Below are 20,309 nucleotides of genomic sequence, written 5' to 3' on the forward strand. Positions count from 1 at the left end.
GCGACTCTGCCAGTCCCACGGCCCCGAATGCACGCCCAGAGCGCTCGGTTAACTACATCGTGTGAACGCTCAGACCCGCTTCAACACCCGTGCCGCACCCGCCGCCGCGGTCGACGCGAGCACCCATCCCACGGCCACGAGCAGCGAAGAGATCCACTGCGACGCCCCAGTGAACTGCCACTTCCCGTCGTGCCCGAAGTCGATGATCGGGATCAGCAGGTCCAGCGCGAGGAGCCAGGCGTTCCACACCGGGTCCTCGTCCTTGTTGAGCTTGACCATCGGATGCCACTGGAACCACAGCGCCCCGCCGAGCCAGAACACGCCGAGCCAGCAGATCGCGAGCCACGGCCGGTAGCCGTAACCGACGGTCCAGCGCTGCACGCCACCCCACACCCGGCCGGCCCTGCCGAGCTCGGAGAAACGGCGACGTTGCTTCTCCAGCTGGACCTTCTGCGCGAGCTCCTCCTCGCCGCCCTGCTGGTAGACCGCGGCGAGCTGCTCGTACGGCCCCGGCGCGAAGTCCGGCTGCACCTTGAGCAGCCACCTCAGCCGGGTCTCGACCGGCACGTCCGGATCAGCGGTGATGCCGGCGAACTCGAAGTCGTCGACGGCGACGCCGCCCTCCGCGTCCCACAGGCCTGGCCCGTCGGTGACCGACACCGCCTTCAGCCTGCTCAGCACGATCTTGCCCTTGGGCTGCTGGCCCTCGGGGATGTGCAGCCGGAACTGGTGCACCGTCAGGCCGTACGCGTTGAGCGCGATGTCCGCGGCGGTCGAGCCGAGGTGCGAGTCGCTGAACGTCGCCATCTTGCCGACCTCGCCCAGCCGGATCCGCACGCCGCCGACCGCGGTGAACCCGCGGCTGCACAGGAGGTCCTTGCCGATCGTGATGGCACGGGCGTCGAGCGACGGCTTCTGCGTGCCGTTCGCGCGCAGCCTCGGCAACGTCAGCTCGGCGCCCGACATGTCCAAAGTGGACCCGATGTTCGCGTTCTGGAGCCGGACCGAGCCCTTGGCCCTGAGCTCCCGCAGGAACAACGTGCCGCCGACCTGGAGGCGGTCGGCGAACAGGACGTCGATGCCTGGCCCGTGCAGCGAGACGCCCGACATGCTGGCGCTGCCCATGATGTGCGCGTTCGACAGCCGGACCTGGCCGTAGGTCTGCAACGGCAGCGACCGGGTGCCCGCGCCGTTGACCGCGCTGCGGGCCTCGACGTCGCCGCGCACCTGCATGCCGTCCGCGTGCACGGCGACGGGGATGCGGTTGGTGACGTCACCGGCGAGTTCCTCCGCGACGTCGCGCGGCCCGATCACCGCGCCGGACAGCCGCAGGTACCCGCCGATGCTCGCGTTCGGCAGCCGGACGGTGCCGGTGCTCGTGAAGCCGTCGTCCAGTTCGACGTTGCCCTCGACCCGGATGCGGTCGGCCACCAGCGTCGCGGCCTCGTCGGCCAGTCCGTGCGGCAGTACCAGCACCTGGTTGTCGACGCGGTGGGCCGAGTGCAGGCGGGCACCGGTGAACTCCAGGTTGCCGCCGACGCGCGCGCCGTCGAGCAGCACCCGGCCCTCCGCGGTGAAGCGGCCGCCCTCGGCGTTGCAGAAGACGTTGCCCGCGACCACGATGCCGGACGCCTCCAGCGCGTCGCGGCCGACGTTGCTCAGCCGGGCGCCGCCGAGGTGGACGCTGCCGCCGATCGTCGCACCGCGCAGGCGCACCTCCCCGTGGGCCCGCACCGCTATGGCCTGGACGGATCCGCTCACCCGCAGACGGGCGCCGAGGAACGCGTGGTTCGTGTCGCTCTTCAGAACCGCGCCGGCCAGCCGCAGGGTCCCGTCGACGGCGGCGTCGGTGAGGTCGACGGTGCCGGTGCAGGTGAAGCCGGCCTCGAGGACGAGGTCGCTGAACACGCGGAGGTTGCGGCCTTGCAGGCCCGGCACGCGGGTGCCGCGCAGGCGCAGCCCGATGAGGCGGGCCATGCGGAGGTCGAGCGGCTCCTCGAACGTGCAGTGGGTCAGGTCGATGACGCGGGTGACGCGAGTCCCTTCGAGCTCGAACCTCCCGGTGATCCGGGTGTTTCGCAAACGCAGTGCTGGCAATCCCTTGCGCGGCACCCGGTACATGCCGGTCAGCAACCCGGTGAGCACCTCGCCGCGCACGCTCTGCCCGGTCAGATCGATCTCGGTGCCACCCGCGTAGGCACCTGTGACCTGGCGCTCGACCTCGGTCAAGTCTTCCGGCTTGATCACTTCGCCCTCCCCTGACGAATCGGATCATCCCCATCAGGTTCCGGCTTGACCAGGGTCTGAACAGTTAACGTGAGGCACGTGAGCACACCGGAGTCGGAGATCAGCGGCCGCGTTCCTCTGCTGCTGCGGGTGAGTGCCGCGCTGAGCTGGCGGTTCGTCGTGGTGGTGGCCGCGTTGTACGTGGTCGCGTACGTGCTGGGCTACATCGCGTCGATAGTGATCCCGGTCGCAATCGCCCTGCTGCTGGCGGCACTGCTGTCGCCTGGCGTGGCGAAGCTCGTCGAGTGGCGGGTGCCGCGCGGCGTGGCCACGACCGTGATGATGATCCTCGGCATCGGCGTGCTCGGCGGCGTGCTGACGTTCGTGATCAGCGAGTTCTCCCGCGGCCTGCCGGAACTGCAGTCGCAGGTGGGGGCGTCGCTCGACACGATCCAGCGGTGGCTCAAGGACGGGCCCGCACACCTGTCCGACGCGCAGCTGCAGAACTACCTCAACGAGATCGTGAAGACGATCAAGGAGAACCAGGCCGAGATCACGTCCGGCGCGCTGACGACCGCCGCGACCCTCGGCGAGGTGCTGACGGGCCTGTTGCTCGCGCTGTTCACGCTCATCTTCTTCTTGCACGACGGCGACGGCATCTGGCGCTTCGTGATCCGTGGCGTCCCTCGCGACGTGCGTCAGCGTGTGGACGTGGCGGGCCGCAGGGGGTTCGGCTCTCTCGTTTCTTACGTGCGCGCGACGGCGGCGGTCGCGGTCGTCGACGCCGTCGGTGTCGGCATCGGCCTGGCGATCATCGGCGTACCGCTCGTGGTGCCGCTCTCGGCGTTGGTGTTCCTCGGTGCGTTCATCCCCATCGTCGGTGCGGTGTTCACGGGCGCAGTCGCCGTCTTGATCGCGTTGGTGACGAACGGCCCGATCGCGGCGCTGGTCGTCCTGGCCGTGCTCATCGGCGTGATGCAGCTGGAGTCGCACGTCCTCCAGCCGTTGTTGCTGGGGCGCGCGGTGAAGCTCCACCCGTTGGCGGTCGTGCTCGCGATCGCGGGAGGGTTGGTCGTGGGTGGCATCGCCGGCGCGTTGCTCGCGGTGCCGTTGCTGGCGGTGCTGAACTCCGGGATCCGGTCGCTGGTGTCCGACGCGGACGCGGTGCAGAAGCCGGAGAAGGTGGACGTGCTCAACCCCCAGGACACGGCGCCGAAGGACGACAAGAGCGAACGGGTCGAAGAGCTCTAGGCCATCGAGACGAGGTTGCGGCCGTACGCCTTGGCCGCCAGCAGCGCCGCGTCCGCCGCCACCAGCAGGTCCGGCAGCTCGTAGCCGAACCGGGTCGTGGTGGCCACGCCGATCGACACGGTCAGGCCGCTCAGCTCGTGCGGCTTGCCGTCGGTGGCCATCGTGGGCACGCGGAGGTCTGCCACGGCCTGGCGCACGCGTTCGGCGACCGACTCGGCCTGCTCCGGCGTGGCGTCCGGGAGCAGGACGACGAACTCCTCGCCGCCGAACCGGCCCACCAGGTCGCCGCCGCGGACCGTGCCGCGCAGCAACAACGACACAGCGGCGAGCGCGGCGTCGCCCGCCAGGTGGCCCACCTCGTCGTTGACCCGCTTGAAGTGGTCGAGGTCGAGCAGCATCACCGCCATCGGGCGGGTGCGGTCGGCGCCCTTGGTCAGTTCGTAGCGGGCACGGCTGTCCCAGTGCACGGCGTTGGCGAGGCCGGTCTTGGCGTCGCGCTGGGCCGAGCGGCGCCACTGCGGGAGCTGGGCCGCGCGTTCCAGCAGGGCCAGTGCCGGGCCGGCGATCAGGGCGTGGACGGCGTTGTTCTCCGCGACGCAGCCCATCAGGCCGCCGATCGACACCGCGACGATGCCGAGGATGACGTCGATGGGTTCGCCGACGTTCTCCTCGAAGCTCGCGGACGGGTTGCGCAGCTTCAGTCCGTACGCGATCAGGGCCGCGCGCAGGGTCAGCAGGACGGTGGCTCCGAACACCATCATCAGCAGGTGGGCGCGCGGATCCGCCCAGCCGAGCAGGAAGCGGGTGGCGAAGACTGCGAGGGTCGTGGCGCTGAGCGTGTACAGCCAGCGGTACATCTCGGGGCGTTGCGCCAGCAGGCAGTGCAGTGCCGGGCCGAAGAGCAACAGGACCATCAGGTTCGGCGGCAGGGCGAGGATGCCCGCCGTCAGGTAGGAGAGGTGCGCCGCCCACGGGTTGCGTTCGGTCTCGCCCAGACGATGGCTGTAGATGGAGCTGCCGATGATCACGGCGCCCGCCGTGCCCGCGATGGCGGCGAACCTGCCGATCTCGGAGGGTGACGGCGTGTCGGTCGAGACGATCACGTAGGTGACGGTGGCCAGCGCGGCGAAGTCGATGAACAGCCAGTAGCAGAGCGCGGGCCGCCGCAATGTCCACACCGGCCAGTCGCGCACCTGTATGCCCTCCCCACCTGAACCCGGAGAGCGTCGCACATTCCTCCGTTCGGCAGAAGACGGCCACCTGGGGGTTAGCCAGCACACGTTCACGCGGCAGGATGGTGGCCGAAAGGAGCACAGCGTGCCCAAAGAGCCTGCCGAACGTGTGACGAAGGTGATCGACGACCCGGTCACGCCGCTGTGGCGCGGGACGATTGCTCTACGGATAGTCACATTCCTGTTCGCGGCGGCGAACGTGATCGCGAACCAGTCCGGTTACATCCAGCCGGATCTCGCGTGGACCACGCTCGGGGTGATGGCGCTGTGGTCCGTGTTCACCAGCCGCGCGTACAGCTCGACGTGGGGCAGGCGCTGGCCGATCGTGCTGGTCGACCTCGCGGTGACGTGCGGCCTCATGTCGCTGTCGCCGCTGATCATGTCCGACCACCAGCTGCTGACCCTGAACGTCCCGTTGATCACCACGATCTGGGCGTGCGTGCCCGCGGTCGCACTGGGTGCCCTGGGCGGTCCGGCGGCGGGGTTCGCCGGTGGCCTGACGGTCGGCCTGTCCACCTACCTGTCGAAGGGCGTGCCGAGCCTCGACCTGCTGCGCGACGTGGTGCTGCTGGCGGGCGCCGGCATGGTCGTCGGCATGGCTTCGGCCACCGCACGACGTTCGGCGGTGCTGCTCGCCCAGGCGTTGCGCGCGGAAGCGGCGACGGCCGAACGCGAACGGCTCGCGCGCTCGATCCACGACAGCGTGCTGCAGGTCCTCGCCCGCGTGCGCAAGCGCGGCCTGGAGGTCGGCGGTGAGGCCGCGGAACTCGCCAAGCTCGCGGGAGAACAAGAGGTCGCGCTGCGGAACCTGGTCGCCGCCGCCCCCACGGACTCCACTGTGGACGGCGAGATCGACCTTCGCCCGGGCCTCCAACTCCTCGCCACGCCGCGGATCCAGGTGTCCACGCCCGCCACGCAGGTGATGTTCGCGGCCAACGCGGCCGGCGAGCTCACGTCGCTGGTGCGCGAAGCACTGTCCAACGTGGACAAGCACGCCGGTGAGGACGCACGGGCGTGGGTGCTGCTCGAAGACCTCGGCGAGGAAATCGTGCTGAGCGTCAGGGACGATGGTCCCGGCATCCCGGAAGGCAGGATCGCCTCCGCCGCCGCGGAAGGCAGGATGGGCATCGAGAAGTCGATCAAGGGCCGGGTGGAATCGCTGGGCGGCACGCTGGAGCTCCAGACCGGGCCGGGGGAGGGCACGGAGTGGGAGGTTCGGGTGTTCAGGAAGGGGGCGGCAAGATGACGGTCTCGGTGATGGTCGTGGACGACCACCCGATGTGGCGCGAAGGCGTCGCACGCGACCTGCAGGAACGTGGTTTCGAGATCGTGGCGACCGCGGGGGACGCCGCATCCGCCGTGCGCATCGCCAAGGCCGTGCGGCCGAACGTGGTGCTGATGGATCTCAACCTCGGTGAGCTCTCCGGCGTCGACGCGACCCTGATGATCACCAGCGAGCTGCCGGACACCCGAGTGCTGGTGCTGTCCGCGTCCGGCGAGCACGACGACGTGCTGCAGGCCGTGAAGGCGGGCGCGTCCGGCTATCTGGTGAAGTCCGCGTCCTCCGAGGAGCTCGTCGAGGCCGTGACCCGCACCGCGGCGGGCGACGCCGTGTTCACCGCCGGCCTCGCGGGCCTGGTGCTGGGCGAGTACCGGCGCATGGCCGCCGCACCCGACGACTCGGAGGACAAGCCTCAGCTCACCGATCGGGAGACCGAGGTGCTGCGACTGGTGGCCAAGGGCCTGACCGCACGCCAGATCGCGAACCGCCTGGTGATCTCCCACCGCACGGTCGAGAACCACGTCCAGTCGACTTTGCGGAAACTTCAACTGCACAACCGGGTGGAGCTGGCGCGTTATGCCATCGAGCACGGTCTCGACGCCGAACCGGAGGCAGAGAAATGACAGACCCCAGAGAGTTACGCGTGTCCGACGCGGAACGTGAGCACGTCGTCAGCCTGCTGAACAAGGCGGTGGGCCGTGGCCTGATCACGCTCGACGAGTTCACGACGCGCACGGACACCGCTCTCGCCGCCGTGACCAGGGCAGACCTGAACGGCGTGCTGATCGACCTGCCCGGCATGGTCAACAACGAGCTGGCGCACGCGCGGACAGAACTGAAGAACACGATGGGCACCACGACCCGCAAGGGCCACTGGGTGGTGCCCCGCGAGCTGGTCATCCGCAACACCCTCGGCACCACCAACCTCGACTTCACCCAGGCCGAGGTGCCGCCGCTCGTCAACGTCGACCTCGACGTGTCGCTGGGCACGGTCAAGCTTCTCCTGCCCGCGGGGTCGTCGGTCAACGTCGACGGCGTGGAGCTCACCGCCGGCGAGCTGAAGGACAAGGTCCACAACGCTGTCGGGTCGCCGCACTTCCAGGTCAAGGGCGCGGTCCGCGGCGGAACCGTGGTGATCAAGCGGAAGCGCTGATCTGCGGGCGCCCGCACGGGCGCGCAGGATCGAGGCATGCGGTGTCTCGTGACCGGCGCGACCGGGTACCTCGGCGGACGGCTCGTGCCCAGACTGCTGGCCGAAGGGCACCAGGTGCGCTGCCTGGTGCGCTCGCCGGAGAAGCTGCGCGACGTCCCGTGGGCCGCTGACGTCGAGATCGTGCGCGGTGACGTGCTCGGCGACCTCGACGAGGCGGTGCGGGACGTCGAGGTCGTGCACTACCTCGTGCACTCGTTGCACTCGAAGGACTTCGCGAACGCCGACCGCGAGGCCGCCGAGAACCTGGCTGCGGCCGCCGAACGTTCCGGCGTGCGCAGGATCGTGTACCTGGGCGGGCTGCACCCGTCGACCGGGGAGCTGTCGCCGCACCTGGCGTCCCGCAAGGAGGTCGGCGAGGTCTTCCTGCGGTCGTCGGTGCCCGCCGTGGTGCTCCAGGCCGCCGTGATCATCGGGTCGGGATCGGCGAGCTTCGAGATGCTGCGGTACCTCACCGAACGGCTGCCGGTCATGGTCACGCCGCGCTGGGTGCACAACCGGATCCAGCCGATCGCGGTCAGGGACGTGCTGCGGTACCTCGTGGACGCGACGACGCTGGACGCGAACAGGACGTTCGACATCGGCGGGCCGGACGTGCTGACGTACCTGGAGATGATGCTGCGGTACGCCGAGGTCGCGGGCCTGCCGAAGCGCCGTGTCCTGCCCGTGCCGCTGCTGACGCCGGGCCTGTCGTCGCACTGGGTCAACGTCGTCACGCCCGTGCCGAGGTCGATCGCGCGGCCGTTGATCGAGTCGCTGGTGCACGAGGTGGTGTGCCGGGAGAACGACATCCGGGAGCTGTTGCCCGGCGAGAACGTCGGCTACGACAAGGCCGTCGAGCTCGCGCTGGCCAAGATCCGCGACGCCGACGTGGAGACCCGCTGGTCGGGGGCCTCCACGCCTGGTGCGCCGAGTGAGCCGCTGCCGACCGACCCCGACTGGTCCGGCGGCTCGGTCTACACCGACGAACGCGAGCGCAGGACCACGGCCGACCCGGACCGGCTCTGGCAGGTGATCGAGGGCATCGGCGGCGAACGCGGCTGGTACTCGTTCCCGCTGGCCTGGGCGGTGCGCGGGTGGCTCGACCGGCTCGTGGGCGGGGTCGGGCTGCGCAGGGGCAGGCGTGATCCACACCGGTTGCACGTGGGTGAGGCGCTCGACTTCTGGCGGGTCGAGGAGGTCGAACGGGGCAGGCTGCTGCGGCTGCGCGCGGAGATGAAGGTGCCGGGCAAGGCGTGGCTGGAGCTTCGAGTGGCGGACGGTGGGCAGGGCGGGTCCACTTACCGCCAACGCGCCGTGTTCGTGCCCAAAGGGCTCGCCGGACACGTCTACTGGGCGGCCGTCTGGCCGTTCCACGGCGTCGTGTTCGGCGGCATGGTGCGCAACATCGCCAATGAAGCTGAGCTGCACAAGAACTTCAGAAAGTCCTGATGGACTGCACAAGCAGCAAAGGGTGAGACTTCCCGCATGAAGGCTCTCGTCAAGGTCGCCGCTGGGCCTGGCCTCGAACTGACCGACGTTCCCGACCCCACGCCGGGTCCGACGGACGTGCTGGTCAGGGTGTTGCGCACCGGCATCTGCGGCACCGATCTGCACATCGACTCGTGGGACGACTGGGCGGCGCAGAACATCAAGGCGCCACTCACGCTCGGGCACGAGTTCGTCGGCGAGGTCGCCGAGGTCGGCGCCTCCGTCACGGGCGTGAAGGTCGGCGACCTGGTCAGCGGCGAGGGCCACCTGGTGTGCGGGACGTGCCGCAACTGCAAGGCGGGCCGCCGCCACCTGTGCGCCAACACCCGCGGTCTCGGCGTGCACTCCAACGGCGCGTTCGCGCAGTACGTCGTGTTGCCCGAGCAGAACGCGTGGGTGCACCGCACGCCCGTCGACCTGGACGTGGCCGCGATCTTCGACCCGTTCGGCAACGCCGTGCACACCGCGTTGAGCTTCCCCGTCATCGGCGAGGACGTGATCATCACCGGGGCCGGCCCGATCGGGATCATGGCCGCCGCCGTCGCCAAGCACGCGGGCGCGCGCAACGTCGTGATCACCGACGTCTCCGAGCACCGGCTGGACCTGGCGCGCAAGGTCGGCGTCGACCTCGCGGTGAACGTCGCCGAGAAGACGATCGAGCAGGCGCAGGCCGAACTCGGCATGGCCGAGGGCTTCGACGTCGGCATGGAGATGTCCGGCAAGCCGTCGGCGCTCCAGAGCATGATCGCGAACATGGCGCACGGCGGTCGCATCGCGATGCTGGGGCTGCCCGCGGAGGAGTTCGGAGTCGACTGGAGCAGCGTCGTGCTGAAGATGCTGCACATCAAGGGGATCTACGGCCGCGAGATGTTCGAGACCTGGTACTCGATGACCGTGCTGCTGCAGCGCGGCCTCGACCTCGCGCCGGTGATCACGCACCGGTACGACCACACGCAGCACGCGGAGGCGTTCGCCACCGCGCGTGAAGGCAAGTGCGGCAAGGTCATCCTCGACTGGACGGGAGCCTGATGTACGGCGAGCTGAAGAACGACCTCCTCAAGACGATCGAGGAGATCAGGGAGGCCGGGCTCTACAAGTCCGAACGCGTCATCGCCACCCCGCAGAACGCCGCCGTCCGGGTCGGCTCCGGTGACGAGGTGCTGAACTTCTGCGCCAACAACTACCTCGGCCTCGCCGACCACCCGCGCCTGATCGAGGCCGCGAAGGACGCGCTCGACAAGTGGGGCTTCGGCATGGCCTCGGTGCGGTTCATCTGCGGCACCCAGGAACCGCACAAGGAGCTGGAGCGCAAGCTCTCCGAGTTCCTCGGCACCGACGACACGATCCTCTACAGCTCGTGCTTCGACGCGAACGGCGGCCTGTTCGAGACGCTGCTCGGCGCCGAGGACGCGATCATCTCCGACGAGCTGAACCACGCGTCGATCATCGACGGCGTGCGGCTGTCGAAGGCGAAGCGCTACCGGTACAAGAACCGCGACATGGACGACCTGGAGCGCCAGCTCAAGGACTCCACCGACGCGCGCTACCGGCTGATCGCCACCGACGGCGTGTTCTCGATGGACGGCTACCTCGCGCCGCTCGACGAGATCTGCGACCTGGCCGAGCGCTACAACGCGCTGGTCATGGTCGACGACTCGCACGCCGTCGGCTTCACCGGCCCTACCGGCCGCGGCACGCCGGAGCTCTTCGGCGTGCAGGACCGCGTCGACATCGTGACCGGCACGCTCGGCAAGGCGCTGGGCGGCGCGTCCGGCGGCTACACGTCCGGTCGCGCGGAGATCATCGAACTGCTCCGCCAGCGCTCGCGCCCGTACCTGTTCTCGAACTCGCTCGCGCCGTCGATCACCGCCGCCGCGATCGCGACGCTGGACCTGCTGTCGTCGTCGTCCGAGCTGCTGACCCAGCTGCGGTCGAACACCGAGCTGTTCCGCCGCCGCATGACCGAGGAAGGCTTCGACCTGCTGCCGGGCGAGCACCCGATCATCCCGGTGATGATCGGCGACGCGGCCGAGGCGGCCAGGCTGGCCGACCTGCTGCTGGAGCAGGGCATCTACGTGATCGGCTTCTCGTACCCGGTGGTGCCGCACGGCAAGGCGCGGATCCGCACGCAGATGTCGGCCGCGCACACCACGGAGGACGTGAACCGGGCGGTCGACGCGTTCGTCGCCGCACGCGCCAAGATGTGATGCCAGTCACGCGACTGTAAGAACTCGCGCGGTCCGCGCACTACCTCGTGAAGAGGGAGGGGGCGATCGTGGAGGACTTCTCCGCCGTGTACCGCGAGTGTTACCCGCGGGTGCTCGCCTACGCGGCGGCGCACGCGGGGAGACCGCTCGCGGAGGACATCACCAGCGAGACCTTCACGATCGCCTGGCGCAAGCTCGACCAGATGCCGTCCAACGCCCTGCCGTGGTTGCTCGGCATCGCCCGCAACCTGGTCCGCGCCGCTCGCCGGCAGACGTGGCACGACGAGCTCACCGATGTCGTCGCCGACGACGACTACGCCGTGATCGAGCTGCGGGCGGCCCTCGCGACCTTGTCCGAGGCCGACCAGGAGGTGCTCACGCTCATCGCGTGGCACGGACTGAGCGCGACAGAGGCGGCGCTGGTGCTCGGCTGCACAACGGCGACGTTCTTCGTGCGTCTCCATCGCGCCCGACGGCGGTTGCGCGCCGCTCTCTCGACACCGAACTTCGACCGTGCGAGGGAGTCATGGAAGGCCTCTTGAAGGACCTGACTCAGGCCAAGCCGCCCGCTCCCGAGGTCGACCGCGAGCGGATGGAACGCGACCTGGCGCGCATCATCGCGATGCCACGACCAGCCAAGACCCGGACCTCCGCGCGGCGCTTCGGTCCCGTGCTGGTGGCCGCCGCGGTGATCGCGCTGGCCGTCGTGCTGCTGCCGCGCCCCGCTCCGCCCGTGCAACCGGCCGCGCCTGCTCAGCAGTGGCACGTGCTGACGCAGAAGTGGGAACTGATGATCGTCGGTGAGCCGGCGAACCCGTACACGGTGCTGCTCAGCGCCACGGACGAACGGTGGGCCTCCGCCCAGAGGCAGTTCGACGTCATCCAGAAGAACGGTGCGGTGGAGCCCTTCACCAGGGACGACGAGGCCAAGTGGGAAACGGCGGGCAAACCGTCCACGGCGCCTCAGCTCGGCGGACACGGCTCGGTGCGCATCGGGCCGATGCAGCTCGGCGTGCGCAGGATCGACGCTCCCGAGTCCAACCCGTTCGCCGGTCTGCCCGCGGATTCGGCCGAGCTCAAGAAGACGCTGCAGACCGTCGCGGGGGACAACGGCTCCAAAGACAGCCTCGACTACCGGACCGCGCTGCTCGCCATGGAGATGACGACCGCGAACATCCGCGACGACCAGCGCCGCGCGGCGTTCGAGGTGCTCAAGACCCTCGACGGGGTCCGGCAGCTCGGCGAGGCGAAGCTGCGGGACGGCCGGTCCGGCGTCGGCGTGGCGATCCCCGCGCCGCCGTCGTTCCAGTTCACGTCCTTCGAGACCCAGCTGGTGGTCAACCCGGAGACCGGTCTGCCGATGGTCAGGCGGAACATCCTGACCGCGCCCGAACACGGCCTGCCGGTGAACACGCCGATCTTCGAGGAGGAGTACCTCCTGCTGGAGCGGACCACCATCGACCCGATCTTGCCCGAGGGCGTCACCGTGAACGGCGCAGTGGAATCCCCCATCATTGAGCGGTGATCGACCCACGACGGTTGCGAATCCTGCGCGCGCTGGCCGACCACGGCACGGTGACGGCCGCAGCCGCAGCACTGCACCTCACGCCGTCAGCGGTGTCGCAGCAGCTGGCCGCCCTGGAGTCGGAAGCCGGCCATCCGTTGCTGCTGCGCAAGGGCCGCCGGGTCTCGCTGACCCCGGCCGGCTCGTTGCTGGTCGCGCACGCCCACGTCGTGGCGGCGGAACTGGAACGCGCACAGGCCACTTTGGACGCTCTCGCCGCCGGTTCGTCCGGCCGGGTCGCGGTGGCCGCCTTCGCCTCGGCGATCACGCAGGTGGTGGCACCGGCGCTGGCCGCGTTGAAGGAACGGTCGATCGAACTGTCCGTGCGCGACGCCGAGGGACACGAGAGCGTGCGGCTGCTGCTCGACGGCGAGATCGACGTGGCGATCACAGAGGAACACCGAGCCACCGACCGCTTCACCCGGTTCCCGCTCTACACCGAGCCGTTCGACGTGGTGCTGCCACCGGGACACGCGCTGCCGGACGGCCCCGTCGACCTCGCGGCGCTGGCCGACGAGGACTGGGTGGTGACGCTGCCCGGCAACCCGCTGCGGGACGTCGTGGAGATGGCGTGCGCGCAGGCGGGGTTCACGCCGCGGATCCGGCACACGTCCGACGACTTCCGCGCGATCGAGGCCCTGGTGGCGGCGGGCGGCGGGGTGGCGCTGGCACCGCGCAACGCCGTCGGAGGGGCACGGGCCGGGGCTCCGCAACGGCGGGCGGTGGCGGGGGTGGCACCGTTGCGCCGGGTGGTGGCGGCAGTGCGCACGGGGTCGGAGGACCACCCGTTGATCCGGGCGGTCCTCGACGAGCTGCGACCTGCGGCGGGTAGTTCGTGACCAGTGGCCGATGGCCCCTCAGGGCGCGACGTCGTGCAGGACGAAGGTGGCGAACCCGAGCTCACGCCGCAGGCCGCCGAGCCAGGTGTCACGGTGCTCGCGGGCGGCGGTGAGCGCCTGGTCGCGGTCCTCGACGGTCGGGGCCGACCGCACGGCCCAGTCGACGAGCGAGCCGGTCCAGCTGAACTCGTAGTCGTCCCACTCGGTCAGCGTGCTGACGTGCCCGAAGGACGGCTCGAAGCCGTGCCGCTGGAAGGCCCGCACCAGGCCGGCGAGGTCGGGGACGGAGTCGGCCGGGAGTTCGAGCGCGGCCAGCGCTGCCGCGGACGGGGTCCCTTCCCAGATCATCTCGCCGATCAGCGCCTGACCGCCGGGGCGCAGGTGCTTCCGGACGGCGACCAGCATGTCCTCCAACCCGCCGAAGGCGTGCCGGGCCCCGACGCACAGCACCACGTCGAAGAGCCCGTCGCTCCAGGTGGCGGCGTCGGTCTCGATCCACCGCACCCGGTCCGTCAGCCCGCGCTCGCCGGTGCGCCGGGCAGCCGAGGCCGGCAACAGGTGGTCGATCCCGACGCCTGTCGTCGCGGGGTGGTCCAGCAGCACCTGCTGGAGCCACTCGCCCTCACCGCAGCCGAGGTCGACCACACGAGCGCCGGCGGCGGGGCTCAACCACCCGACCAACTCGCGCAACTTGTCGGGCGCGACCGGCGCCGCGATGGGATGGCGCAGGTGCGCGATGTCGAAGATCTCTGATCGGTCCACCGAGCCAACGCTAGTGCTCCAGCCGTTGCCGTGATCCGCGGTTGACCGCCCCGCTCGAGCTAGTGCGGCGCCCTCGCGGCCAGCTTCGCCGTCGCCGGATCACCCGCCGCCAGCGCACCACGTGCCGCCAGCTGGCAGATGTCCATGCTCGACGTCGCGAGCTTCGCGCCGACGTCGGCGAGCGCGGTGTGGTTCATCGACAGCGACGTCACGCCCATGCCGATCAGCACGCAGGCGAGCAGCGGGTCGGCCGCTGCCTCGCCACAGACGCCGATGGGCTTGCCTGCCGCCGTCGCCGCCTCGCCGACCTGCGCGATCAGGCGCAGCAACGCCGGCTGCCACGGGTCGTTCAACGCCGCCACGCCACCGAGCTGGCGGTCGGCGGCGAAGACGTACTGGGCCAGGTCGTTGGTGCCGATGGAGATGAAGTCGACGACCTGGAGGATCTCCCGTGCCGACAAGGCGGCGGACGGGACCTCGACCATCACGCCGGCCCTGGAAATCCCTGCCTGACGGGCGCGGGCCACGAACCACGAGGCCTCGGCCGCGGTGGCGACCATCGGGGCCATGACCGAGACGTCGGCGCCGGACGACGCAGCGGCGGCGGCGATCGCCTGGAGCTGGCGGTCGAGCACCTCCGGGCGGTCGAAGGCGACGCGCAGGCCGCGGACTCCCAGGGCCGGGTTGGGCTCGGGGTCCGGGTTCAGGAACGCGAGGGGCTTGTCGGCGCCCGCGTCGAGGGTGCGCACCACGACCGGCTTGCCCTTGAACGGCGCCAGCACTGCCTCGTACGCGGCGGTCTGCTCGGCGACGGTCGGTTCCTCGGCGGCGTCGAGGAAGCAGAACTCCGTCCGGAAGAGGCCGACGCCCTCCGCACCCGCGGCGGCAGCGGCTGCCGCGTCGGCGGGAGAACCCACGTTGCCGAGGACCTTCACGCGGTGACCGTCCTTGAGGACGCCGACGCCGTTCCACACCGCCTTCTTGCCGGTGCCGGCCGCGCGGACCTTGCCGTCCGACTCGCGCACCTGACCGGTGTCGCCGTCGACCTCCAGGCCGCGGACGTCCAGAGCCAGCACGCCCCGGCACGCGACGACGGCCGGGATGCCCAGCGACCGCGCGAGGATCGCGGTGTGGGAGGTGGGGCCGCCCTCCTCCGTGACCAGCGCGAGGACCTTCGTCGGGTCGAGGCCGGCGGTGTCGGCGGGCGCGAGGTCACGTGCCACCAGCACGGACGGCGAGGTCAGGTCCGGTACGCCGGGAGCGGGCAGGCCCAGGAGCTCGGCGACCACGCGGTCGCGGACGTCCTGGACGTCGCGGGCGCGTTCGGCCATGTAGCCACCGGCGGCCTGCAGTGCGGCGATGAACTTCTGCGCCGCCTGGTGCACCGCACGGGCGGCGGGCAGCGACTCGTCGACGACGAGCTTCTCGGCGGACTTGATGAGCGACGGGTCGCCGGCCATCGCCGCCGTCGTCTCCAGAACGGCGCGGGCGTCGCCCTCGACGGTCTTCGCGCGCTCCATCAGGCGCTGTGCCACGACCTCGGTCGCGGGACGGATGCGGGAGGCCTCCATCTTGGTTTCCGCGGGTCGCGGACCCAGCGGAGGTTCGGGCAGGGCCTCTGCGACCCTCACCACGGGGCCGGAAGCCCGGCCGCTGCTGACACCGACACCGCTCAGCCGCGCGCTCGACATGGTCTAGACCATACCCTTCCACCGGGAACCGACGACATCACAGTCTGACTAATTCAGCGGCGGAATGCGGAACGCGGCGGAGCTCGTCGTCGTGGCGTAACGCAGAAGTGCGTCTCCATCGACCATGCGATACATCGTGTTCACAAACGTCTTGAGCTCGCGCTGGTACGAGATGAACAGCAGGCCCTCGGCGTAGTTGTAAGAGCGGCGCAGCATCAGACCCGCGCCCACCGTCAACGGATGCGCCCGCCGCACGTGCGCGTCGGCCGGGATGACGTACTCACCGTCGGGGGTCTTCGCCGACAAATCGACCTCCTCACCGCCGGACAACGGCACGGCGTCGTGCTTGCGGCGCCCGAACACCCGTTCCTGATCGGCCACGGGCAACGCCGTGAACGCGGCGACGTCGAGCTTGATCCGGCGCACGACGGCGATGGTCGACCCGTCCGGCAGCCAGACCTCCCGGTCGAACTCCTCGGCGGTCCTGGGCACGACGACGCCGTCCTTGAAACCCAACCCGTTCGTGCGATCCGAGTGGCAGAACCCCTGTTCACGCCATCGCAACCGCCCGTCGGGCCGCAGCCGCGCGGCCGCGTCCCGCACGGCCTCCCGATCGTCCCCGCAGATCTGCAGGAACAGCCGCCCACCCAGCTCCTGCGGCCGGACGGCGTCGCCGGAGAACTCAGGCAACCCGTCGATCCCGTGCCCGAAGGTGACCGTCACCGACGAGCTGACCTGCGCGGACGGCGGGCGAGCCGCGTCCCAGACGGAGATGTCGGCGTGCAGCTGCTGCGGTGTGACGACACCTGGCTGCCGTTCGGGTGAGCCACAGCCGCCGAGCAGCCCGATGGCGGCAGCGCCGTACAGCAGACGGCGGCGTGAGAGCTGGACCACCGGGGCAGTGTGACAGTAGGCCGAACGGAGCAGTACGGTGACCGGCTGTGCGCGCTCCGTACACCCTTGCAGCAGTGCTCCTGGTCGCCGGATGCTCGTCGGCGGCGCAACCGAAGCTCGGTCCCGAGATCAACGTCCCGGCGCAGCTGAACACCATCCAGGCCGCCGTGGACGCGGCGCAGGAGGGCGCGACCATCCTCGTCGCTCCCGGCGTCTACAAGGAGTCGGTGCAGGTCAGGACCAGGGGTCTGACGATCAGGGGAGCCCAGCGCGGCAGCGTGATCATCGACGGGGAGGTCAAGCGCGCCAACGGGATCGTGGTCACCGCGCCGGACGTGTCGGTGCAGAACCTGACCGTCCGCAACCACACGCTCAACGGCGTGCTGGTCACCGGACTGTCCGAGAACGGCGGGATGGGCCGCGGCAGCAACGGCTACACCAAGCTGGACACGCAGAAGTTCCCGCCGTTGCAGGGTTTCCGCGTCTCGTACGTGACGGCCAGCAACAACGCGCTGTACGGCATCTACGCGTTCGACGCCCAGCACGGCGTGATCGAGCAGAGCTACGCGAGCGGCAGCGCCGACTCCGGGTTCTACGTCGGCCAGTGCAAGCCGTGCGACATCGTCGTGCGCGGCAACGTCGCCGAGCGCAACGCCGTCGGCTACGAGGGCACGAACGCGTCCGGCCGGATGTACGTGCTGGGCAACAGGTTCAGCGGCAACCGCGTCGGCATGACCTCGAACTCCGACTACCAGGAGGCGTTCGTCCCGCAGGAGGACGCCACGTTCGTCGGCAACCTCGTCTCCGACAACTCCGAGGCGCTCTCACCCGCGCAGGCCGACGGGGCGTTCGGGCTCGGCGTCGGCATCGCGGGCGGCACGAAGAACCTGGTGTCGCGCAACCTGATCACCGGCAACCCCGGCACCGGCGTCGCGCTCGGGTCGAGCGAGGACCTGCCGCCGCTGGACAACCGGTTCGACGACAACGTGATCGTCCACAACGGCCAGGACGTGCTGTACGCGGCCACGAAACGCGCACCCGGCCGGAACAACTGCTTCGACGACCGCTGCTACGACGGGGTCGGCGAGCCCTTGCGCAAACCCGCGGCACCGCGCGGAATCCCGTTCAACCAGGTCGCGGCGCCGCCGGAGCAGCCGGAGATGCCGAAGGACCCGTTGCCGGACAAGGCACCGAGCGTCGAGAAGTACGGCATGCCGACCGAGGAACTGTTCGAAGACCGCGCGGCGGTGCGGTCGTGAGGAAGACAGTGCTCGTGCTCGCGCTGGCGTTGGTGGCCTGCGGTCCGACGCCGCGCTCGTTGACGGTGGCGGAGGCAGAACGTCTGGCGCTGGTCCGGTTCGCGAACTACACGACCGGCGTCAGGGCGTTCACCGCGTCCGTGCCGTCGCCCGGCGGCAGACTCCTGCTGGACGGCCGGGTCGACTTCGTGAACCACCGCGGCAACGCGGGCATGCGCACCGACGGCCGCGACGACGCGTTCTCCCGGGGCCTGCTGCAGTGGAACCTCGGCAAGGTGGCGTTCGCGATGGCGCCGTCGGCCGACTGGCAGGTGCGCGAGCTGCAGGAACGCGGCTCCGAACTCGACGGCTCGCTGCGGCTGCTGGTGAACCTCGGCGCGGACCGGCCGGAGAACGCCCAGCTGCTGCTGCAGAGCTCGGCGCGCTGGCTGCGTTCGGACAAGGTCGGCGACACGGCCGTCGACGTCTTCGAGGGCCCGAAGCAGCAGAACGCCGCAGAAGCACGAGTGCGCTACTGGCTCGACTCCGACGGCGAGCTCCGCAGACTGGAGGCCAGGCTGGGCAACTCCGAGGAGCTCGCCGTCTTCGACTTCACCGGATCCGGCGGAGCCGTGGAGGTCATCCCGCCGCTGGCGAGCTGACCTCGGCGGCGGTCGGGTAGGACGGCTGCGCGCCCGCCTTCGTGACGGACAGGGCGGCCACCTCCGCGGCGTACTTCGCGGCGTCGACGAGGGTGTCGCCCTCGGCAAGGCGTGCGGACAGCGCGCCCGCGAACGCGTCACCCGCGCCGGTCGTGTCCACCACCTCGGTGACCTCGATCGACGGCACCTCGGTGATGCCTTCCCCGGTCACCACGGCCGCGCCGCGCGCGCCGAGCGTGACGACCGCCGACTTCGGGCCGAGCCGCAGCATACCCTCGAAGCCGGAGGCGAGCTGCGCGGCCTCGTGCTCGTTCACGATCAGCGTGGTGAGCTTCCCGAGCGTCTCGGCGGGGATCTCGGCGACGGGCGACAGGTTGAGCACCGTCCGCACGCCGGCCGCGTGTGCGACGTCGATCGCGTGGATCACGGTCTCCAGCGGCACTTCCAGCGAGCACGTGAGCACCTGCGCGCCGTCGAACGACACGGCGTCCACATCGGACGAAGACACGTCCGCGTTGGCGCCGGGCGAGACGACGATGGAGTTCTCGCCATCAGGAGTCACGGTGATGTACGCGATTCCCGTTGGCCGCTGGGAGGTCTTCACCAGCGAGGTGTCCACACCGGACGACTCCAGCGACTCGCGCAGCAACGAACCGTACCCGTCGCCGCCGAGTGCGCCGATCAACGCGACGGAGGCGCCGACGCGTGCGGCGGCAACGGCGGTGTTCGCGCCCTTGCCGCCGGGCAGCACGACGGTGTCGCCGCCGAGCACGGTCTCACCGCCGGCGGGCCGCCTGCCGACCTCGACCACGAGGTCGGCGTTGGCGGACCCGAGAACAAGCAGAGGCTTCGTCACTTCAGGAACTCTGCCACGTTCTGCTTGGTGATGACCTTGACCTCGACGTCCACGACCTGCTGGACGGGCTCGCCCTTCGCGGCCTTCACCGCCTGCTCGACGGCCTTGGAGCCGAGCAGCTTCGGCTGCTGGGCGACGGTGGCGACGAGCGTGCCGTCCTGGATCGCCTTCAGGCCGTCCGGCGTGCCGTCGAAGCCGACGACCATGACGTCCTTGCCGGCACGGGCACCGAGCGCCTTGATCGCGCCGAGCGCCATCTCGTCGTTCTCGGCGAAGATGCCCTTGATGCCGGGGTGGCCCTGCAACAGGTTCGTGGTCTCGTTGAGGGCCTTGGCGCGGTCGAAGTCCGCGACGGCGGTGGCGACGACCTTGATGTTCCCGCTGTTCAGGCCCTGCTCGAAGCCCTGACCGCGGTCACGCGACGCCGACGCGCCCGAGATGCCCTTGAGGTGCGCGACCTCACCGGAGGTGGAGCGGCCGAGCTCGATGGCCGCGAGGCTGCCGCCCGAGACGTTGTTGGAGGCGACCTCGGCGGCGACCTTGCCCTCGACCGAACGGTCGACCGAGATCAGCGGGATGTTCGCCATCTCGGCGGCCTTGGCGGCGGGCGCGGACTGCTTGGAGTCGACCGGGTTCAGGATGATCGCCTTGACGCCCTGGGTGACGAGCGTCTGCACCTGGTTGACCTGGTTCGTCGCGTCGTTCTGCGCGTCGACCACGGTCAGCTTGGCGCCGAGCTTGTCCGCCATCTCCTGCGCGCCCTGCTGCAGCTCCACGAAGAACGGGTTGTTCAAAGTGGACACCGCGAGGCCGATGGTGATGCCGCTGCCTCCGGACGCCCCTGTACCGCTGCACCCGGTCGCCAGAAGAGCTGCGGCACCGAGCGTCAGCGCGATCCGTCGGGTCACCTTCATTGGTGTCTTCC

At 70.2% G+C, this 20,309-nt stretch carries 19 protein-coding genes; 12 read left to right on the forward strand and 7 right to left on the reverse strand.

The features are described from left to right. Window positions 1–69: 69 nt before the first annotated feature. Entirely contained in the window at window positions 70–2,247 is a 2,178-nt protein-coding gene (locus AOM45_RS01675) for a translocation/assembly module TamB domain-containing protein (RefSeq protein WP_030465672.1), read from the reverse strand. Window positions 2,248–2,325: 78 nt separating this feature from the next. On the opposite strand from AOM45_RS01675, the gene AOM45_RS01680 reads away from it, so the two are divergent. Then, window positions 2,326–3,477 (forward strand): AI-2E family transporter, encoded by a 1,152-nt coding sequence (locus tag AOM45_RS01680; protein WP_030465671.1) that lies wholly within the window; start codon window positions 2,326–2,328, stop codon window positions 3,475–3,477. Here AOM45_RS01680 and AOM45_RS01685 read toward each other — a convergent pair. Next, the gene (locus tag AOM45_RS01685) at window positions 3,474–4,670 is read right to left on the reverse strand and encodes a GGDEF domain-containing protein (RefSeq protein WP_030465670.1); all 1,197 of its coding nucleotides are present in this window, start codon (window positions 4,668–4,670) and stop codon (window positions 3,474–3,476) included. The two genes, AOM45_RS01680 and AOM45_RS01685, sit on opposite strands and share 4 nt — an antisense overlap. Before the next feature lie 124 nt (window positions 4,671–4,794). On the opposite strand from AOM45_RS01685, the gene macS reads away from it, so the two are divergent. Genes macS through AOM45_RS01730 form a run of 9 tightly spaced genes read left to right on the forward strand, consistent with a single transcriptional unit; the run spans window position 4,795 to window position 13,281 of the window. Beyond that, on the forward strand, window positions 4,795–5,955 hold the full coding sequence (gene macS / locus AOM45_RS01690; protein WP_236703045.1) for a MacS family sensor histidine kinase: 1,161 nt from the start codon (window positions 4,795–4,797) through the stop codon (window positions 5,953–5,955). Continuing rightward, complete coding sequence (locus tag AOM45_RS01695; RefSeq protein ID WP_030465668.1) at window positions 5,952–6,614, forward strand: response regulator; 663 nt, start codon at window positions 5,952–5,954, stop codon at window positions 6,612–6,614. The genes macS and AOM45_RS01695 overlap by 4 nt, the downstream gene beginning before the upstream one ends. A gap of 20 nt (window positions 6,615–6,634) precedes the next feature. Next, on the forward strand, window positions 6,635–7,144 hold the full coding sequence (locus tag AOM45_RS01700) for a DUF1707 SHOCT-like domain-containing protein (RefSeq protein ID WP_236703046.1): 510 nt from the start codon (window positions 6,635–6,637) through the stop codon (window positions 7,142–7,144). 36 nt (window positions 7,145–7,180) lie between these two features. Beyond that, the gene (locus tag AOM45_RS01705; RefSeq protein ID WP_030465666.1) at window positions 7,181–8,632 is read left to right on the forward strand and encodes an SDR family oxidoreductase; all 1,452 of its coding nucleotides are present in this window, start codon (window positions 7,181–7,183) and stop codon (window positions 8,630–8,632) included. 36 nt (window positions 8,633–8,668) lie between these two features. Beyond that, entirely contained in the window at window positions 8,669–9,700 is a 1,032-nt protein-coding gene (gene tdh, locus AOM45_RS01710) for an L-threonine 3-dehydrogenase (RefSeq protein WP_030465665.1), read from the forward strand. Continuing rightward, complete coding sequence (locus tag AOM45_RS01715) at window positions 9,700–10,878, forward strand: glycine C-acetyltransferase (protein WP_030465664.1); 1,179 nt, start codon at window positions 9,700–9,702, stop codon at window positions 10,876–10,878. Before tdh ends, AOM45_RS01715 begins: the two co-directional genes overlap by 1 nt. Window positions 10,879–10,925: 47 nt before the next feature. Continuing rightward, entirely contained in the window at window positions 10,926–11,420 is a 495-nt protein-coding gene (locus AOM45_RS01720; RefSeq protein ID WP_051782828.1) for an RNA polymerase sigma factor, read from the forward strand. After that, complete coding sequence (locus AOM45_RS01725; RefSeq protein ID WP_059362159.1) at window positions 11,405–12,403, forward strand: hypothetical protein; 999 nt, start codon at window positions 11,405–11,407, stop codon at window positions 12,401–12,403. The genes AOM45_RS01720 and AOM45_RS01725 overlap by 16 nt, the downstream gene beginning before the upstream one ends. Then, window positions 12,400–13,281 (forward strand): LysR family transcriptional regulator, encoded by an 882-nt coding sequence (locus tag AOM45_RS01730; RefSeq protein ID WP_030465661.1) that lies wholly within the window; start codon window positions 12,400–12,402, stop codon window positions 13,279–13,281. Before AOM45_RS01725 ends, AOM45_RS01730 begins: the two co-directional genes overlap by 4 nt. 18 nt (window positions 13,282–13,299) lie before the next feature. Here AOM45_RS01730 and AOM45_RS01735 read toward each other — a convergent pair whose 3' ends face one another. The 3 genes from AOM45_RS01735 to AOM45_RS01745 are packed head-to-tail and all read right to left on the reverse strand — an operon-like array spanning window position 13,300 to window position 16,628. Beyond that, window positions 13,300–14,043 (reverse strand): class I SAM-dependent methyltransferase, encoded by a 744-nt coding sequence (locus AOM45_RS01735; protein ID WP_030465660.1) that lies wholly within the window; start codon window positions 14,041–14,043, stop codon window positions 13,300–13,302. Window positions 14,044–14,102: 59 nt separating this feature from the next. After that, window positions 14,103–15,734 carry a phosphoenolpyruvate--protein phosphotransferase gene (gene ptsP, locus AOM45_RS01740; RefSeq protein WP_030465659.1) on the reverse strand — a complete coding sequence of 544 codons (1,632 nt, stop codon included), beginning with the start codon at window positions 15,732–15,734 and terminating at the stop codon, window positions 14,103–14,105. Window positions 15,735–15,782: 48 nt separating this feature from the next. Then, complete coding sequence (locus AOM45_RS01745) at window positions 15,783–16,628, reverse strand: Dyp-type peroxidase (RefSeq protein WP_063756971.1); 846 nt, start codon at window positions 16,626–16,628, stop codon at window positions 15,783–15,785. 47 nt (window positions 16,629–16,675) lie between these two features. Between AOM45_RS01745 and AOM45_RS01750 the strand changes: the two genes are divergently transcribed. Both AOM45_RS01750 and AOM45_RS01755 read left to right on the forward strand, forming a co-directional pair. Then, complete coding sequence (locus AOM45_RS01750) at window positions 16,676–17,887, forward strand: right-handed parallel beta-helix repeat-containing protein (protein WP_030465657.1); 1,212 nt, start codon at window positions 16,676–16,678, stop codon at window positions 17,885–17,887. Beyond that, window positions 17,884–18,528, forward strand: coding sequence for a hypothetical protein (locus AOM45_RS01755; RefSeq protein ID WP_030465656.1), 645 nt, complete (start codon window positions 17,884–17,886; stop codon window positions 18,526–18,528). Before AOM45_RS01750 ends, AOM45_RS01755 begins: the two co-directional genes overlap by 4 nt. Here the strand turns inward: AOM45_RS01755 and AOM45_RS01760 are convergent. Together AOM45_RS01760 and AOM45_RS50480 are read right to left on the reverse strand one after the other, a co-directional pair. Next, complete coding sequence (locus tag AOM45_RS01760) at window positions 18,506–19,384, reverse strand: ribokinase (RefSeq protein WP_030465655.1); 879 nt, start codon at window positions 19,382–19,384, stop codon at window positions 18,506–18,508. The genes AOM45_RS01755 and AOM45_RS01760 overlap by 23 nt on opposite strands. Next, window positions 19,381–20,298 (reverse strand): substrate-binding domain-containing protein, encoded by a 918-nt coding sequence (locus tag AOM45_RS50480; protein WP_030465654.1) that lies wholly within the window; start codon window positions 20,296–20,298, stop codon window positions 19,381–19,383. Before AOM45_RS50480 ends, AOM45_RS01760 begins: the two co-directional genes overlap by 4 nt. Between the last annotated feature and the right edge of the window lie 11 nt (window positions 20,299–20,309).

Origin of the sequence: Lentzea aerocolonigenes (assembly GCF_000974445.1) — a bacterium.
Lineage (GTDB): Bacteria > Actinomycetota > Actinomycetes > Mycobacteriales > Pseudonocardiaceae > Lentzea > Lentzea aerocolonigenes.

What these genes read in the sequence shown, in the direction of transcription:
- AOM45_RS01695 (WP_030465668.1), top strand. Translation starts at nt 5,952, where the DNA reads ATGACGGTCTCGGTGATGGTCGTGGACGACCACCCGATGTGGCGCGAA.
- AOM45_RS01705 (WP_030465666.1), top strand. Translation starts at nt 7,181, where the DNA reads ATGCGGTGTCTCGTGACCGGCGCGACCGGGTACCTCGGCGGACGGCTC.
- tdh (WP_030465665.1), top strand. Translation starts at nt 8,669, where the DNA reads ATGAAGGCTCTCGTCAAGGTCGCCGCTGGGCCTGGCCTCGAACTGACC.
- AOM45_RS01715 (WP_030465664.1), top strand. Translation starts at nt 9,700, where the DNA reads ATGTACGGCGAGCTGAAGAACGACCTCCTCAAGACGATCGAGGAGATC.
- AOM45_RS01725 (WP_059362159.1), top strand. Translation starts at nt 11,405, where the DNA reads ATGGAAGGCCTCTTGAAGGACCTGACTCAGGCCAAGCCGCCCGCTCCC.
- ptsP (WP_030465659.1), bottom strand. Translation starts at nt 15,734, where the DNA reads ATGTCGAGCGCGCGGCTGAGCGGTGTCGGTGTCAGCAGCGGCCGGGCT.
- AOM45_RS50480 (WP_030465654.1), bottom strand. Translation starts at nt 20,298, where the DNA reads ATGAAGGTGACCCGACGGATCGCGCTGACGCTCGGTGCCGCAGCTCTT.